General features: G+C 63.6%; 15 protein-coding genes and 1 other RNA gene. 3 read left to right on the forward strand and 13 right to left on the reverse strand.

Annotated features, from left to right (window positions below; translation table 11 throughout):
* Nucleotides 1-3: 3 nt before the first annotated feature.
* Nucleotides 4-1,215, forward strand: a complete 1,212-nt coding sequence (locus PWP93_RS10540) for an anhydro-N-acetylmuramic acid kinase (protein ID WP_421044449.1) — start codon at nt 4-6, stop codon at nt 1,213-1,215.
* 81 nt (nt 1,216-1,296) lie between these two features.
* On the opposite strand, the gene erpA is transcribed toward PWP93_RS10540, so the two are convergent.
* The 3 genes from erpA to rplM form a co-directional block, all read right to left on the reverse strand.
* Nucleotides 1,297-1,662: an iron-sulfur cluster insertion protein ErpA gene (gene erpA, locus PWP93_RS10545; RefSeq protein ID WP_421023027.1), complete on the reverse strand. Its 366-nt coding sequence runs from the start codon at nt 1,660-1,662 to the stop codon at nt 1,297-1,299.
* Nucleotides 1,663-1,870: 208 nt separating this feature from the next.
* Nucleotides 1,871-2,263, reverse strand: a complete 393-nt coding sequence (rpsI, locus tag PWP93_RS10550; protein ID WP_028216172.1) for a 30S ribosomal protein S9 — start codon at nt 2,261-2,263, stop codon at nt 1,871-1,873.
* An 11-nt stretch (nt 2,264-2,274) separates the two neighbouring features.
* Nucleotides 2,275-2,703, reverse strand: coding sequence for a 50S ribosomal protein L13 (rplM, locus tag PWP93_RS10555; RefSeq protein ID WP_027795838.1), 429 nt, complete (start codon nt 2,701-2,703; stop codon nt 2,275-2,277).
* 626 nt (nt 2,704-3,329) lie between these two features.
* Between rplM and PWP93_RS10560 the strand changes: the two genes are divergently transcribed.
* Nucleotides 3,330-3,752 carry an OsmC family protein gene (locus PWP93_RS10560; RefSeq protein WP_421044450.1) on the forward strand — a complete coding sequence of 141 codons (423 nt, stop codon included), beginning with the start codon at nt 3,330-3,332 and terminating at the stop codon, nt 3,750-3,752.
* An 82-nt stretch (nt 3,753-3,834) separates the two neighbouring features.
* Here PWP93_RS10560 and rnpB read toward each other — a convergent pair.
* The 3 genes from rnpB to pyrC form a co-directional block, all read right to left on the reverse strand.
* Nucleotides 3,835-4,245, reverse strand: an RNA gene (gene rnpB / locus PWP93_RS10565) — RNase P RNA component class A.
* Between the two features lie 78 nt (nt 4,246-4,323).
* Nucleotides 4,324-5,250: a DUF3025 domain-containing protein gene (locus PWP93_RS10570; protein ID WP_421044451.1), complete on the reverse strand. Its 927-nt coding sequence runs from the start codon at nt 5,248-5,250 to the stop codon at nt 4,324-4,326.
* Nucleotides 5,247-6,302 carry a dihydroorotase gene (gene pyrC / locus PWP93_RS10575; RefSeq protein WP_421044452.1) on the reverse strand — a complete coding sequence of 352 codons (1,056 nt, stop codon included), beginning with the start codon at nt 6,300-6,302 and terminating at the stop codon, nt 5,247-5,249. Before pyrC ends, PWP93_RS10570 begins: the two co-directional genes overlap by 4 nt.
* Nucleotides 6,303-6,625: 323 nt before the next feature.
* On the opposite strand from pyrC, the gene PWP93_RS10580 reads away from it, so the two are divergent.
* Nucleotides 6,626-7,537: a class II glutamine amidotransferase gene (locus PWP93_RS10580; protein ID WP_421044453.1), complete on the forward strand. Its 912-nt coding sequence runs from the start codon at nt 6,626-6,628 to the stop codon at nt 7,535-7,537.
* Between the two features lie 82 nt (nt 7,538-7,619).
* Here PWP93_RS10580 and PWP93_RS10585 read toward each other — a convergent pair whose 3' ends face one another.
* The 7 genes from PWP93_RS10585 to PWP93_RS10615 form a co-directional block, all read right to left on the reverse strand.
* The gene (locus PWP93_RS10585) at nt 7,620-8,345 is read right to left on the reverse strand and encodes an amino acid ABC transporter ATP-binding protein (RefSeq protein ID WP_421023023.1); all 726 of its coding nucleotides are present in this window, start codon (nt 8,343-8,345) and stop codon (nt 7,620-7,622) included.
* Entirely contained in the window at nt 8,342-9,019 is a 678-nt protein-coding gene (gene gltK / locus PWP93_RS10590; protein ID WP_421023022.1) for a glutamate/aspartate ABC transporter permease GltK, read from the reverse strand. The genes PWP93_RS10585 and gltK overlap by 4 nt, the downstream gene beginning before the upstream one ends.
* A complete protein-coding gene (locus PWP93_RS10595; RefSeq protein ID WP_421044454.1) occupies nt 9,019-9,759 on the reverse strand; it encodes an amino acid ABC transporter permease in 741 nt (246 codons plus the stop codon). The genes gltK and PWP93_RS10595 overlap by 1 nt, the downstream gene beginning before the upstream one ends.
* Nucleotides 9,760-9,840: 81 nt before the next feature.
* Complete coding sequence (locus PWP93_RS10600) at nt 9,841-10,734, reverse strand: glutamate/aspartate ABC transporter substrate-binding protein (protein ID WP_421023020.1); 894 nt, start codon at nt 10,732-10,734, stop codon at nt 9,841-9,843.
* Between the two features lie 226 nt (nt 10,735-10,960).
* Nucleotides 10,961-12,259: a Glu/Leu/Phe/Val family dehydrogenase gene (locus PWP93_RS10605; RefSeq protein WP_421044455.1), complete on the reverse strand. Its 1,299-nt coding sequence runs from the start codon at nt 12,257-12,259 to the stop codon at nt 10,961-10,963.
* A 138-nt stretch (nt 12,260-12,397) separates the two neighbouring features.
* On the reverse strand, nt 12,398-13,348 hold the full coding sequence (locus PWP93_RS10610; RefSeq protein WP_421044456.1) for a LysR family transcriptional regulator: 951 nt from the start codon (nt 13,346-13,348) through the stop codon (nt 12,398-12,400).
* A 33-nt stretch (nt 13,349-13,381) separates the two neighbouring features.
* Nucleotides 13,382-15,229 carry a tetratricopeptide repeat protein gene (locus tag PWP93_RS10615; protein ID WP_421044457.1) on the reverse strand — a complete coding sequence of 616 codons (1,848 nt, stop codon included), beginning with the start codon at nt 15,227-15,229 and terminating at the stop codon, nt 13,382-13,384.
* Nucleotides 15,230-15,288: the final 59 nt, after the last annotated feature.

Raw genomic sequence — 15,288 nt, forward strand, 5'->3', positions numbered from 1 at the left:
TCAATGGCCATTGCCGCGATAATCACCGTCAGAATCCCTTCCCGCACTCACGAAAGGAGCATCAACGTGGCGCCCGCACGCAAAGACAGCGCATACCCAGCCGACGGCGTGTATTTCGGCCTGATGTCCGGTACCAGCATGGACGGCGTGGACGGCATCGCCGTGCGATTCGAACACGGCAAGCGGCCCGTGGTGCTCGCGGAGGCCTTCGTGGGCTTCGCGCAGGGCCTGCGCGACGCGCTCTTTTCGCTGCAGCAGCCCGGTGAGAACGAGATCGTGCGTGCCTCGCTCGCGGGCAATGCGCTCGCGGCCCGCTATGCGGTCTGCTGCCACGAGCTGCTGCGCTCGGGCAATCTCTCCTCGGACGAGGTGCGCGCCATCGGCGCCCACGGCCAGACCGTCCGCCATCGGCCCGAGAAGGGCTTTACGGTGCAGATCCAGAATCCCGCGCTGCTCGCGGAGCTCGCACACATCGACGTGATCGCCGACTTCCGCAGCCGCGACGTCGCTTCGGGCGGTCAGGGCGCGCCGCTCGTGCCGGCGTTTCACGCGACGCTGTTCGGCTCGCTCGACGAAACGCGCGTCGTCTGCAATCTCGGCGGCATCAGCAACATCACGGTGCTCTCGTCGACGGGCGCGGTGCGCGGCTTTGACTGCGGGCCGGCCAACGCCCTGCTCGACCTGTGGGCCGAGCGGCATCTGGGCAAGCCCTACGACGACAACGGCCAGTTCGCGGCGAGCGGCGCGCTGCATCAGCCGCTGCTGAACGTGCTGCTCGACGAGCCGTTCTTCGAGCAGCCACCGCCCAAGAGCACGGGGCGCGATCTTTTCAACGCGCAATGGCTCGATCAAAAACTGAAGGGCTTCGAATCGCTCGCGCCGGCCGACGTGCAGGCTTCCCTCGTCGCGCTCACGGCGGTGAGCGTCGCGCGCGAAATCGAGCGTCATGCGGGGGATTGCCGGACCGTTTACGTGTGCGGCGGCGGCGCGCGCAACAAGGCGTTGATGAGCGCACTGCAAAAGGCGCTGGAAACCAGCGGCGTGGCCGGCGTGCCGGTCGCGACAACCGGGGCGCTAGGCGTGCCGCCGCAGCAGGTCGAGCCGCTCGCCTTTGCGTGGCTCGCGATGCGCTGCGTCGCACGCGAGCCGGGCAACCTGCCGGCCGTAACGGGCGCGGCGGGCGAACGCGTGCTGGGTGCGATTTATCCGAAATAGAAAGCCCGCGCATGAATTCGCGAGCGCAGAAATGAAAAACGGGGCTTGATGCCCCGTTTTTTTACTGCCGGACGTGTGCGCTCAAACCGAGAACGACGAGCCGCAACCGCAGGTGGTCGTGGCGTTCGGGTTCTTGATGACGAACTGCGCACCGTTCAGATCGTCCTTATAGTCGATCTCGGCGCCGATGAGGTACTGATAGCTCATCGAATCGATCAGCAACTGGACGCCGTTCTTGTTCATCACGGTATCGTCTTCGTTGACGGCCTCGTCGAACGTGAATCCGTACTGGAAGCCCGAACAGCCGCCGCCCTGCACGAACACACGCAGCTTCAGCTCCGGATTGCCTTCCTCGTCGATCAGTTGCTTGACCTTGTCAGCCGCTGCGTCGGTAAAGACGAAGGGACCGGGCATTTCAGTCACGGGGGTCTCGGTGACAGCGTTCATTCGAACTCTCCAAAAAAGCTTCTAGTCGCTATTGTAGGGCTCTTCCGCAGTTCGTGCTGAAACCCACGAAATCAAGGGGTTTTCGCCACTTGTTTGCGGCCGGGCATAAATGGATGCCCATCAAACGAAAAAGCCGTCCGGCGCATGAGCGCGGACGGCTTTTGCAGCAGCGCTGCGCCCGGTGAAGAGCGCCGCGCCGAAGCGCAAATTAACGCTTCGAGAACTGCTTGCGGCGACGTGCCTTGTGGAAACCGACCTTCTTACGTTCCACTTCACGTGCATCGCGGGTCACGAAGCCAGCTTGCGACAGTGCCGGCTTGAGCGTTGCGTCGTAGTCCATCAGCGCGCGCGTGATGCCGTGGCGAACTGCGCCGGCCTGGCCGGTTTCGCCGCCGCCGTTCACGTTCACCTTGATGTCGAACGTCGTGGCGTGGTTCGTGAGTTCCAGCGGCTGACGCACGATCATGAGCGACGTTTCGCGCGAGAAGTAGTCGGCGATGGGCTTGCCATTGACGATGATGTCGCCCTTGCCCGACTTGATGAAGACACGAGCGACGGCGCTCTTGCGGCGGCCCGTACCGTAATTCCAGTTACCGATCATGTGGGCTCCCCTTAGATCTCGAGCGCCTTCGGCTGTTGTGCCGAGTGCGGGTGCGTTGCGTCTGCGTAGACCTTCAGCTTCTTGATCATCGCGTAGCCGAGCGGGCCCTTGGGCAGCATGCCCTTCACGGCCTTCTCGAGCGCACGGCCCGGGAAGCGCTCTTGCATCTTGCCGAACGTCGTTTCGTAGATACCGCCCGGGTAGCCCGAGTGACGGTAGTACTTCTTGTCGGTGGTCTTGTTGCCCGTGACCTTCAGCTTGCCGGCGTTGATGATGATGATGAAATCACCCGTGTCGACGTGCGGGGTGAACTCAGGCTTGTGCTTGCCGCGAAGACGGCGTGCCACTTCGCTGGCGACACGGCCGAGAACCTTATCCGTCGCGTCAATCACGTACCATTCGCGCTGCACTTCATGTGCCTTGGCGGAAAAAGTCTTCATGATCGATCCAAAAAATATGCTGTGCCCTGTTTTTTGGTCCTGCTTGTGTAGTGACGCTCGTTGACGTCGGCGCAGGCTCTCCCTGGTTCGGGTTGCCCCGTCTCCGCTCGGACATGGATGCGGAGAACCTACGATTATAAAGGGAAAATTGGCGCGTCGTCAAAGTTTTCGCGCGCCGGCGCAGGGGCGGCGCCAAAAACAGCGGACGAAAAAAAGCCCAAGCGCGTTTGCCTGGGCTTAATCCACCTTTTGGAGGAGGGTGGAGGAGACATGCTGAGGTGTCGTGAAACACGACAACCAATGAGACGAATTATACGGATCGACCTTGTGCGACGCAAGGGAATTTGCATCATGAAAACATACACCATAATATGAAATAAAAGTGCGGCGCGCATCCATATTTTCCATATAAAAATCAACGCGTTAAAAATAAACATAGGCAAAACGACATGCATCGACTAGAGCACCCCCCAATTACACGAGGGAAATCCGACTTATTCGGAAGATGTCGCGCCGCAGCATTCAAGCCGGGCGCATGACTCGCATGCACCCTGTCCTCCCGGACATACCAGTAGGGCCGGGCTACAATGCCGGCTGAATCGAGAAATTTGCGCAGGGGCAAACGCATGGAATGCAAAGTAAGCTGGATGGGTCAGGATGGCATGGCATTCGCAGCCGAAACGGGTAGTGGCCATCTCGTCAACATGGACGGCGCGCCGGAAGGCGGCGGCCACAATCTCGCGCCGCGCCCGATGGAAATGGTGCTGCTCGGCACGGGCGGCTGCACGGCCTACGACGTGGTCCTGATTCTGAAGAAGAGCCGCCAGGAAGTTACCGGCTGCAACGTGACGCTGAAGGCCGAACGCGCGAGCGAAGACCCCAAGGTCTTCACGAAGATCCATTTCCACTTCACCGTGACCGGCAAGAACCTGAATCCGGCCACCGTCGAGCGCGCGATCAATCTCTCGCACGACAAGTACTGCTCGGCGTCGATCATGATCGGCAAGACTGCCGAGATCACGCACTCGTTCGAGATCGTCGCAGCCTAAGATCTGCGGCGAAAATCGGCGGCAAAAGAAAAAGCCGGCGCGGTTCTTCAATGAACCGCGCCGGCTTTTTGCGTGAATGAGGCGGCAAAGCAGGCCGATAAGCCGGATTCTGTGCACGCGCCGCGCCCGAAGGCACGCCGCGCGTGGCAGCCATTCCTCTAGGCGCGCCATTGCTGACGCGCTCAAGCTTCCTACCCGCAGACGAGACGGGGGCCCCGTCCTGCATCTCGAAGATGCGCGCCTGCCTACTTGGAATTGCTCCGGGTGGAGGTTACCGTGCCGTCTACGTCGCCGCAGACGCGGTGCGCTCTTACCGCACCGTTTCACCCTTACCTGATCCCGACCGAAATCGGGCCATCGGCGGTCTGTTCTCTGTTGCCCTGTTCCGCGTGTCGCCACGGATGGCCGTTAGCCATCACCCTGCCCTGTGGAGTCCGGACTTTCCTCGCCCCCTCGGCGTGAACCTCGGGGCCGCGACTGCCTGGCCTGCTTTGCGAGGCGCGATATTAGCACGGGTGAGTCCGTCGCGCGCAGTGCCTGCCGAATGCGCCGGGCACCTCACGCGACGCACTTAGCGTGCGCGCCGGCCCGGGCGAAATACGGCGGTGTCGTTGTAGAACGACGGGTCTTCGTTCGGCGCCCACCAGCCCGGAATGCCCAGCACTGGCAGCGGCGAGAAGCTGCGCCCGTTCAGATGCGCGTCGGCGGCGAGCGTCGCGCTCACCGTTTCGTCCAGATACGCGTTTCGCTGCGCGCGCGGCCACGCAAAGTACGCCGGCGGAACGTCGATTACCCACGCGTGCGCCGTGCACGCGGCATAGGGCACGATCAGCTTCTCCAGCAACGCATGGCCGAATACGTGGACCTCGCAGCGCACCAGCGGGTGTGCCACGGTGGCCGTTGCCCCCGTCGTCATCGCCGCGGTCTCCCATGCAGAGAGTCCCTCGACGAACAACGCGCGCCAGTCGAAGCCGCGCAACGCCTGTGTGAGCGCAGGATCGGCGCTCGCGAACAGCACTGCGTTCTCGTCGAATAACGTCAGCGCGTCGCGCACGCCGCCGCGCGTGGGCCCCACGCCGAGCACGTCGATCGCCGCCGCCTGGCGCGCGTTGAGCGCCGCCTTGATGCGCGGGAACGCAAACCAGGCCAGCGCGTTAAAGAAGTCGTGGAGATTGTGGCGCGTGGGCACGCACCCCGTCGCGGCAATGTGGGCCTCGTAGGCGGCGCCTTCGGGCAGATCGTCCTGCGCGATGAATGCGAGCCGCTGGCCGCGGCCCGTGAACTGTTGCGCGGCGCACGCATCGGCGTTCAGCTCGTCGAGATAGTGCGCATAGCCCGCCAGCGCGGCTTGCTGCCAGCGCCGGCCGCGCGCCTCGTGCTGGGCGAACCAGGGGCGCGCCCAGTCGATGTCGGCGAAACTGCCTTCTGGCAAAGTCCGGCGCGCCGCGCCGGGCTTTGGCGCTCCGGGCGTCGCTGCGCCGGGCATCGCTACGTTCAAATCAGCTTCCAGCCGATCGTCTCGCCGCCACGCAGCGGCACGACGGGCGCGTCGCCAACGCTGATTTCCGCCGGCAGCGTCCATGGCTCGCGGCGCAGCGTGACGGTTTCCGCACTGCGCGGCAGCCCGTAAAAATCGGCGCCGAAAAAGCTCGCAAAGCCCTCGAGCTTGTCGAGCGCGCCGGCGTTGTCGAACGCCTCGGCATAGAGTTCGAGCGCGTGCAGCGCCGTATAGCAGCCCGCGCAGCCGCATGCGTGCTCCTTCAGGCCCTTCGGGTGCGGCGCACTATCGGTGCCGAGGAAAAAGCGCGCGTCGCCCGAGGTAGCCGCCTCGACGAGCGCCACGCGATGCGTCTCGCGCTTGAGCACCGGCAGGCAGAAGTAATGCGGACGAATGCCGCCTTGGAACAGCGCGTTGCGGTTGTACAGCAGGTGGTGCGCCGTGATCGTCGCGCCCAGCAGGCCGGGCGCCGCGTGGTCCGCGCGAATGTAATCGACGGCGTCCTTGGTCGTGATGTGTTCGAAGACCACCTTCAGGGCCGGAAAATCGCGGCGCAGCGGCGTCATCACGCGGTCAATGAAAATCTTCTCGCGGTCGAACAGATCGATGTCGGCGCTCGTCACTTCACCGTGCACCAGCAGCGGCATGCCCACTTCCTGCATCGCCTCGAGGGTCGGCGCGCATTTGCGGATGTCGGTCACGCCCGCGTCCGAATTGGTGGTCGCGCCCGCCGGGTAAAGCTTCACGCCATGCACGAAGCCGCTCGCCTTCGCGAGGCGGATTTCCTCGGGCGGCGTGTTGTCGGTGAGATAGAGCGTCATTAGCGGCTCGAACTTCGCGCCCGCGGGCAACGCTGCGAGAATGCGCTCGCGGTAGGCCGCGGCCTGCGCGGTCGTCGTGACCGGAGGCTTCAGGTTCGGCATGATGATCGCGCGGCCGAACTGGCGCGCCGTATGCGGCAGCACCGCTGCAAGCATCGCGCCGTCGCGCACGTGCAGGTGCCAGTCGTCAGGGCGGGCTAGCGTGAGAGTCGTGGGTGTGGAAGCGTTCATGGCTAGTGTGAGGCGCGGTGCGCCACGGATGATCGGACTGCGAAATCAGGGTGCAAAGCACGGGGCTGCAAGGCGTTGGACGCCAGGCGCGGCGTCGCGCGCGCACGACAGTCCGCGCGGCAACCCGCACGCGGCCATCATGCGCCAATGCCGCGCCGGTGCGCTTAAGCGAGCGCCGGGAATGTGTCCGACAAATTTCGTACTGGCGCGCCGCAGCCCGGTGATATGCTTGGAAAATCGTCATTGTACCGGGTCGCCCTTCACGGGGAGCACGCCAGAGCTCCCGCACCCCGTACCTGCGTTACGTACGTACCATAAGCATCATGTGCCAACTTCTCGGAATGAACTGCGCCGCGCCAACGGACGTCACGTTCTCCTTCACAGGATTCGCGGCGCGCGGCGGCGCCACCGACCACCATGCCGACGGCTGGGGCATCGCATTCTTCGAGGACAAGGCCTGCCGCCTGTTCATCGACCACGAGGCGTCGGCGCGCTCGCCCATCGCCGAAATGGTCAAGCGCTACCCGATCAAGTCGCGCAACACCATCGCCCACATCCGCAAGGCCACCCAGGGGCATACGTCGCTCGAGAACAGCCATCCGTTCCAGCGCGAGCTCTGGGGCCGCCACTGGATCTTCGCGCACAACGGCGACCTGCAGGACTTCAATCCGGTCATGACGGACGTCTATCAGCCGGTCGGCACCACCGATAGCGAACTGGCTTTCTGCACGCTGTTGCAAGGCCTGCGCAAGGCTCATCCGGGGACCCAGCCGCCGCTCGACGAACTGTTCGCGACGCTGGAATCGCTAACGCGCGAAATTACCCAGTTCGGCGTGTTCAACTTCCTGCTGTCGAACGGCCAGGCGCTGTTCGCCCATTGCTCCACGCATCTGTACTACCTCGTGCGCAGTTGGCCGTTTTCCACCGCGCATCTGGTCGATGCCGATGTCTCGATCGACTTCGCCAAATACACCACGCCCGAAGACCGCGTGTCGGTGATCGCCACCGCGCCGCTCACCGACAACGAGATCTGGACGCGCTTCGCCCCCGGCGATCTGCTGATGTTCCAGCATGGCGACGTCGTCGCGCGCAGGAGCGTGCCGGTGCCGCAAAAGGTGCTCGACAAGCTCAAGAATCCGTCGACGGACGCCTCGGCGAGCGCATCGCGCGTGGCCGCCCAGCCGGGTGCGGTGGACCCGCAAGTCGTCGCCGCCTTGCAGACCTGGGGCGAATGACGCGGCGCTCATGCCCGAACGAAAAAACCGCGCAAGGCTCGAAGGCCTGCGCGGTTTTTTTATGCCTCGCGGCGCGAAACACTCAGTGCAGGATCTTCGCGAGAAAGTCCTTCGCGCGGTCCGACTTCGGATTCGCGAAGAAGTCTTCCTTGCGGTCGTCCTCCACGATGAGCCCCTTGTCCATGAAGATCACGCGGTGCGCGACCTTCTTGGCGAAGCCCATTTCGTGCGTCACGCACATCATGGTCATGCCTTCCTGCGCGAGCTCCACCATCACGTCGAGCACCTCGTTGATCATCTCGGGGTCGAGCGCCGAGGTAGGCTCATCGAACAGCATCGCGATGGGATCCATCGACAGCGCGCGCGCAATCGCCACGCGCTGCTGCTGACCGCCCGAGAGCTGGCCCGGGAATTTGTCCGCATGCGCGCGCAGGCCCACGCGGTCGAGCAGCTTCAGGCCCTTCGTGGTGGCCTCGTCCTTGCCGCGACCAAGCACCTTGATTTGCGCGAGTGTGAGGTTCTCGGTGATCGACAGGTGCGGGAACAGCTCGAAGTGCTGGAACACCATGCCCACTTTCGCGCGCAGCTTCGAGAGATTGGTGCGCTTGTCGCCCACCGACTGGCCGTTCACGAGGATCTCGCCCTGCTGGAACGGCTCGAGTCCGTTGACGGTCTTGATGAGCGTGGATTTGCCCGAGCCCGACGGCCCGCACACCACCACCACCTCGCCCTTCTTCACTTCCGTCGTGCAGTCGGTCAGCACCTGGAACGGGCCGTACCACTTCGAAACGTTCTTAATTGAAATCATCTTGCGACCTTTTTCTGAAGACTTTTCACAAGGGTCGACGCGATCACGCAGATCACGAAATAGCATGCGCCCGCGAACAGTACCATCTCGACCATCGTCCCGTCACGGTCGCCGATATTGGTGGCGGTGCGGAAGAAGTCAGCGAGGCTGATCACGTAGACGAGCGAGGTATCCTGAAACAGCACGATGGCCTGCGTGAGCAACAGCGGCACCATCGCCCGGAACGCCTGCGGCAGCACCACGTAGCGCATTGCCTGGCCGTAGCGCATGCCGAGCGCGAACGAGGCATTCACCTGCCCGCGCGGCACCGCCTGAATGCCGGCGCGGATGATCTCCGAATAATACGCGGCCTCGAACAGCGAGAACGCGACCATTGCGGAAGCCAGCCGAATGTCGATATCGGGCGAGAGGCCGAGCACATTCTGCAGCAACTGCGGCACGATCAGGAAGAACCACAGCAGGACCATCACGAGCGGAATCGAGCGGAACACCGTGACATAGCCCTGAGCGAACCAGGCGAGCAGCTTCACGCCCGAGAGGCGCATGAGCGCGATCAGCGTGCCCCACAGAATCCCCACGACGATCGCGCAGACCGTGATCTTGAAGGTGACGATGGCGCCGGTCCACAACGTCGGCAGCGCGCCCGGAATACCGCTCCAGTCGAAATGATGCATCACTTGCCTCCGATATAGCCGGGCAGCCTGGACTTCGCCTCGACCCAGCGCATCAACGCCATGACGATCAGGTTGATCAGCACGTAGGCGAGCGTGACCGAGATGAACGACTCATAGCTTTGCGCGGTGTAGTCGACGAGCTGGCGCGCCTGCGCGGAAAGATCGAGCAGGCCGATGGTCGACGCCACCGCCGAGTTCTTGAAGATGTTGAGAAACTCGGAGGTGAGCGGCGGCACGATGATGCGGTAAGCCACCGGCAGCAGGACGTAACGATACGTCTGCCACTGCGTGAAGCCCATCGCGAGACCGGCGGCACGCTGGCCGCGCGGCAACGCGTTGATGCCCGAGCGCACCTGCTCGCACACGCGCGCCGCCGTGAAGAGCCCGAGACAGATCACCGACGACGTAAAGAACTGCACGCCGGGCGGCAGTTGCTTGAACGCGTTGCCAAGCGACGGCGGCACGATTTCCGGCAGCACGAAGTACCAGATGAAGAACTGCGCGATAAGCGGGATGTTGCGGAAGATCGCGACATAGACGGTGCCCGCGGCGGCCGCGTACTTGTTCGGCACCGTGCGCAGCACGCCGAACAACGAGCCGACGATGAGCGCGATCACCCACGCGCAGAGCGACACCGACACCGTCACCCAGAGGCCCGAGATGATCCAGCCGAGATAGGTGGTGGGTTCGCCCGTCGAGACCGGGCTGAGCAATATGCCCCAGTTCCAGTGGTAGGACATGAAGAGCCTCCAACAAAAAGAACGGAAGAAGCGCGGCTTCTTCCGTTCTGTTTTACACGCCGATCAGGCTTCTCGCCCAGATCAGTCGATTGCCTTGTCGTTCGGGCTCTTGAAGAGCGCCTTCATGTCGTCGCTTTCCGGGAAGTTCAGGTTGAGGCCCTTCGGCGGAATCGGCGATTCGAACCACTTCTTGTAGATCGCATCGGCTTGTCCCGAGGTCTCGACCTTCGCGATGGCGTCGTCGGCGACCTTCTTGAACTCCGGGTCGTTCTTGCGCATCATGCAGCCGTAGGCCTCATGCGATTGCGGCGTGCCGACGATCACGAAATCGCCAGGATTGTTCGACTTCGCGCGCTCGCCCGCGAGCAGTGCGTCGTCCATCATGAATGCGGCTGCGCGGCCCGTGGAGAGCGTCATGAACGACTCGCCATGGTCCTTCGCGCTGATGATGTTCATGCCCAGGCTCTTGTCCTGGTTCATCTTGCGCAGGAGGCGCTCGGACGTCGTGCCTGCCGTCGTCACGACGGTCTTGCCCTTGAGGTCGGCGAAGTCCTTGATGCCCGAATCCTTCTTCGTCATGAGACGCGTGCCGATCACGAAGATCGTGTTCGTGAAGGCGGCCTGCTGCTGGCGTTCGGCGTTATTGGTCGTGGAGCCGCACTCGATGTCGATCGTGCCGTTCTGCACGAGCGGAATGCGGTTCTGCGAGGTGATCGGCACCATCTTGACCTTGAGGTTCGGCATATTCAGCTTCTGCTTCACCGCCTCGACGATCTTCATCGCGAAGTCTTGCGAGTAGCCGACCACGTTCTGCTTGTCGTCATAGTACGAAAACGGAATCGACGATTCACGGTGACCCAGCGAGATGACGCCCGTGTCCTTGATTTTCTTGAGCGTGCCCGAGTCCTGCGCATGTGCGCTCACGGCAACGAAACCGAGGGTGGCGAGAACGAGCGCAGCCTTTTTGATTTTCATCCTTGATCTCCTTGGCAAGAATCGCCGCCAGTGTAGCAAAGTAATTTTATTGAAAGAATTAAGGTGGACCCTGGCGCTGGCATGAATGTTTTATACACCGCCAATGCAAAAGCAGGCGGCCCTTTTTGAGGGCCGCCTGCCTTCTTTCAGCAACGATTCAAAACGTAATTTTTACCGCCGCCGGATGATTTGCGCTTCGGGGGTGCGCTCCGAAGTTGCGCTTCGATCAGGGGTACAGGCCGCGCATTTCGCGCGCCATCAAGATGCGCTTACATGCAACGATGAACGCCGCCGTACGCATCGACACGCCCTGCTCGCTCGCCACCTGCCAGACCGCCGTGAATGCTTCGCGCATCACGCGCTCGAGACGCTCGTTGATCTCGGACTCGGTCCAGAAGAAGCTCGAGAAGTCCTGCACCCATTCGAAGTACGAAACGGTCACGCCACCCGCGTTCGCCACGACGTCCGGAATGATGAGGACGCCCTTGTCGTGCAGGATGTCGTCGGCGGCCGTCGTGGTCGGGCCGTTCGCGCCTTCCACGATGATCTTCGTGCGGATCTTGCCCGCGTTGTGCTCGGTGATCTGGTTTTCCAGCGCGGCCGGAATCAGGATATCGGTTTCGATGGTCCAGAATTCTTCGTTGCTGAGCATGTCCGCGCCCGGGAAACCTGCCACGCCACCCGTCTTGCCCACGTGCTCGAGCAGCGCTGCTGCGTCCATGCCGGTCGACTTGTAGAGCGAGCCGGTGTGATCCTGCACGGCCACGATCTTCGCACCCGCTTCCTGGAACAGACGTGCGGCGATGCCGCCCACGTTGCCGAAGCCCTGCACGGCGATGCGTGCGCCTTCGATCGACAGACCCTTGCGGCGCGCCGCTTCGCAGCCCACGACGAACACGCCGCGGCCGGTTGCCTCGCGCCGGCCCAACGAGCCGCCGAGCGAGATGGGCTTGCCCGTCACGACGCCCGTGGCCGTCTGGCCCTGGTTCATCGAGTAGGTGTCCATCATCCACGCCATGATCTGCTCGTTCGTGTTCACGTCCGGCGCAGGAATGTCAGTGTTCGGTCCGATGATGATGCCGATCTCGCTGGTGTAGCGGCGCGTCACGCGCTCGAGTTCGCCACGCGAGAGCGTGCGCGGATCGACGCGGATACCGCCCTTCGCGCCGCCGTATGGCACGTTCACTGCAGCGTTCTTCACCGACATCCACGCGGAGAGCGCCATCACTTCGGAGAGCGTAACGTCCTGGTGGTAACGCACGCCGCCCTTGCCGGGACCGCGTGAAACGTTGTGCTGCACGCGATAGCCTTCGAAATGCGCAACGGTGCCGTTATCGAGTTCGATCGGGCAGTCCACGATCAGGATGCGCTTCGGACGCTTGAGCGTTTCGAGCCAGCGCGACAGCGAGCCGAGATACGGCGCCACGCGGTCGACCTGACGAAGATAGTTGCCCCACGGACCAAGATCGTCCGCGTGAAGGTAAGAAGGAACCGACGACACTGCAGACTGCGATTGGGAAGACATGAACGCTCCGGCGATCGATGAAGTGGAGCCATTGTCAGAAAACGCCCACACGAAATCCAATGCCGTTTGATCATCCCGTTATGCATTTCATGCATAACGTTTTCAAAATCGAAAAAACGTGTCGCGCCCGGTTGGTGCTCAGTTGCGCGCAACCTCGTCGCTCACGACGTTCCACAATGCGCGCACGAGCGCTTCGCGCGCGTCCTCGCCCTGCGAGGCGAGCTTGTCGCGGTAGAGCCGAATCTCCATGTCGATCGTGAACTGGCCCTCAGGCACGCCGCGCGTGCCGCGATCGAGCCGGATCAGCTTGCCCTGCGCGACGGCGTCCTCCACCGCGCTATGCGGCAGGAACGCGATGCCGTGGCCCGCGAGCGCCATGGCCTTGAGGCCTTCGGCCATGTCGGTTTCATAGACGCGGTCCAGATACAGCCGCCCCGGCGCATTGGAGACGATCACCTCGGTCATGCGGCCCAGATAGGCGTTCGGCGTATAGGAGAGATACGGTGTGGGCGCATCGGCCGTGCCGGGCAACGTATAGCGCGCGCGGCCCGCGCGCTGCGGCGCCGAGTACGGGCTGATGGGTTCGATGCCGAGCGTGAGCGTGTCGTAGCGCGCGGGGTCGAGCGTCACCGGGTGGCTCGGATGGTGATAGCCCATCACGAGATCGCAGCCGCCCTCCACGAGCGAGAGCACCGCGTCGTGCACGTTCAGCGCGCGCAGGCGCGTATGGATCCGGCCGAGCTTCGCTTCGATACGTTGGAGCCAGCGCGGGAAATACGTGAGCGAGAGCGTATGCGGCACCGCGAATTCGATCGTCGCGGCGGGCGTGGCGGTATGGCCGCGCAGCACGGTGCGCGCTTCGTGAAACTGCGAAAGCATCGCGAGCGCCTGCTCGTAGAACACCTGGCCCGCGGAAGTCAGCCGTGTGGGATAGACCGAACGATCGATCAGTTCGGTGCCGAGCCACGCTTCGAGTGCCTGGATACGGCGCGAGAATGCCGGCTGCGTGACGTGCCGCAGCTCGGCCGAGCGGCTGAAACTATGCGTCTCCGCCAGTGAAACAAAGTCTTCGAGCCATTTGAGTTCCATGCGAAGCCACAGTGCGGATGAGAAGTCCGCATTCTAGGCCCGCTCGCGCCTGCATGGGATGCTTTCAGCCCGGTACGGCTCGGTTCGAGCGGTCGTGAGCGCCGCCTTCAGTTCGGTCACCACGCTGTCCCAATCGCCGAGCGTGGTTTGCCGGAACAGCCGCGCCGATGGATACCAGACCGAATCGGTGCGCTCCATGCCCCAACGCCAGTCGGGCTGTGCGGCAAGCAGCACCCACACCGGCTTGCCGAGCGCGCCCGCGAGATGCGCAACCGAGGTATCGACGGTAATCACGAGATCGAGGCTTTCGATGAGCGCCGCGGTGCTCGCAAAATCGTGGAGATCGTCGCCGAGCGCGTGCAGCGGCCAGCGCCCTGCGACCTCGGCGAGCTGCGCGGCACCGGGCCCCTTCTGGATCGCCAACCACGCGTTGCCCGCGAGCGCGGCGAGCGGCAGCAAGGACGTGAGCGGCACCGAGCGGAACGTGTCGAACAGGTGAAGCGGATTGCCGGCCCAGACCAGCCCGATGCAGCGCGGCGCGCCGCCAGCGAGGGCCTCTACGCGCGCGCGCCAGGCGGTGGCCTGCGCGGCATCGGCGTGCATGTAGGGCACCGGCGCATGGATCGGCCGGCCAGGAAACTTCAGCGGCAAGCTCATCACATCGCACCAGTAGTCGTAGCGCATACTGATCGCTTCGTCGGCCGGCGCGGCGTCGAGCACATTCGCCACGCCCGGCACGGCCGCGGCGAGCGCGGCCAGTTCCGGCGCGACCCACGCGTCGACCTGCGCGCCCATCTCCGCCAGCAGACCCGCATAGCGCACGAACTGGATCTGGTCGCCCACGCCCTGTTCGCGCGCAATCAGGAAGCGCTTGCCCGCGAGCGGCTCACCCTGCCATTCGGCGCACGGCAGCTTGCGGTAATTGGGCTTGCCGGTCGTCGTGGTCTTGCGGTGCTCGAAAAGCGGCCAGCCCCCGGCATATTCGCCGCGGCGCAGCATCAGCATGCCGAGCTGGAACTGCGGCTCCGGCAAGCCCGGACTGATTTCGAGCGCGCGGCGATAGTTCACCTCGGCCTCGTCGTAACGTGCGAGCGCTGTGAGCGCGAACGCGAGATTGTTCACGGCGCCCGCTGCGTCGGGCTTGAGCGCCATGGCGCGCCGATAGTGAGGAATCGCTTCCGCATAACGATGCATTGCGTCGTAGACGTAACCCAACTCGAAATGCGCATTGGCGTTCTCCGGCTCGAGCACGACCATCCGCTCGAAGCAGGCGGCGGCCTGTGCGTGTTCCTTGGCCAAGCGCAGGAGCTTGCCGAGATGCGTGAGCGTTTTCGTATCGTCTGGATCGAGTGCGCGCGCATCCTGATATTGCGCGACCGCCTCCGGCGCGCGGCCGGCCTTTTCGAGCGCGCGGCCCAGATTGAACGCGAAATGCGCCGAGTGCGGGTCGAGCAAGCGAGCCCGCCGATAGTGCTGCTCCGCGCAGGCGAGATCGCCGAGATCCATCAGCGCATTGCCAAGATTGTTGTGCGCATTCGCAAACTCGGGCGCGATCTCGATGGCCTTGCGTTGCAGCGCGGCAGCTGCCGCGTGATCGCCCAGCCGCGCCGCGACCACGCCACGATTGCCCAGCAACTCGGCGTCGCCGGGCGCCTGCGCAAGCGCGCGATCCATCAGTTGCGCGGCGCGTTCGGGGTCGCCGTGATTGAGTGCCAGCACGCCGAAGTAATGCAGCGCGGCGGGATGATCAGGCTGCAGGTCGAGAATGCGCGCGTAGAACGCCTGCGCGTCGCCCAGCCGGCCGGCGCGGTGATGCGCAAGGCCGGCTTCGAGCAGCGCGGCAATCTCATGGCGGGGCGCGGGAGAGATATCGTGGTTCATGCGAGGTGCAAAAACAAAAAGCGACCGAAGCCGCAAACCGCGCCACTCTATATCCGTCT

The organism is Paraburkholderia sp. A1RI-2L (genome assembly GCF_048957375.1).
Taxonomy (GTDB): Bacteria; Pseudomonadota; Gammaproteobacteria; order Burkholderiales; family Burkholderiaceae; genus Paraburkholderia.

Excerpts from the sequence above, each read along its gene's own strand:
- PWP93_RS10615 (WP_421044457.1), bottom strand. The coding sequence starts at position 15,229 with ATGAACCACGATATCTCTCCCGCGCCCCGCCATGAGATTGCCGCGCTG.
- erpA (WP_421023027.1), bottom strand. The coding sequence starts at position 1,662 with ATGAACGCTGTCACCGAGACCCCCGTGACTGAAATGCCCGGTCCCTTC.
- rpsI (WP_028216172.1), bottom strand. The coding sequence starts at position 2,263 with ATGATCGGTAACTGGAATTACGGTACGGGCCGCCGCAAGAGCGCCGTC.
- PWP93_RS10605 (WP_421044455.1), bottom strand. The coding sequence starts at position 12,259 with ATGTCTTCCCAATCGCAGTCTGCAGTGTCGTCGGTTCCTTCTTACCTT.
- pyrC (WP_421044452.1), bottom strand. The coding sequence starts at position 6,302 with ATGAACGCTTCCACACCCACGACTCTCACGCTAGCCCGCCCTGACGAC.
- PWP93_RS10585 (WP_421023023.1), bottom strand. The coding sequence starts at position 8,345 with ATGATTTCAATTAAGAACGTTTCGAAGTGGTACGGCCCGTTCCAGGTG.
- PWP93_RS10540 (WP_421044449.1), top strand. The coding sequence starts at position 4 with ATGGCCATTGCCGCGATAATCACCGTCAGAATCCCTTCCCGCACTCAC.
- PWP93_RS10560 (WP_421044450.1), top strand. The coding sequence starts at position 3,330 with ATGGAATGCAAAGTAAGCTGGATGGGTCAGGATGGCATGGCATTCGCA.
- gltK (WP_421023022.1), bottom strand. The coding sequence starts at position 9,019 with ATGCATCATTTCGACTGGAGCGGTATTCCGGGCGCGCTGCCGACGTTG.
- rplM (WP_027795838.1), bottom strand. The coding sequence starts at position 2,703 with ATGAAGACTTTTTCCGCCAAGGCACATGAAGTGCAGCGCGAATGGTAC.
- PWP93_RS10595 (WP_421044454.1), bottom strand. The coding sequence starts at position 9,759 with ATGTCCTACCACTGGAACTGGGGCATATTGCTCAGCCCGGTCTCGACG.
- PWP93_RS10610 (WP_421044456.1), bottom strand. The coding sequence starts at position 13,348 with ATGGAACTCAAATGGCTCGAAGACTTTGTTTCACTGGCGGAGACGCAT.
- PWP93_RS10580 (WP_421044453.1), top strand. The coding sequence starts at position 6,626 with ATGTGCCAACTTCTCGGAATGAACTGCGCCGCGCCAACGGACGTCACG.
- PWP93_RS10600 (WP_421023020.1), bottom strand. The coding sequence starts at position 10,734 with ATGAAAATCAAAAAGGCTGCGCTCGTTCTCGCCACCCTCGGTTTCGTT.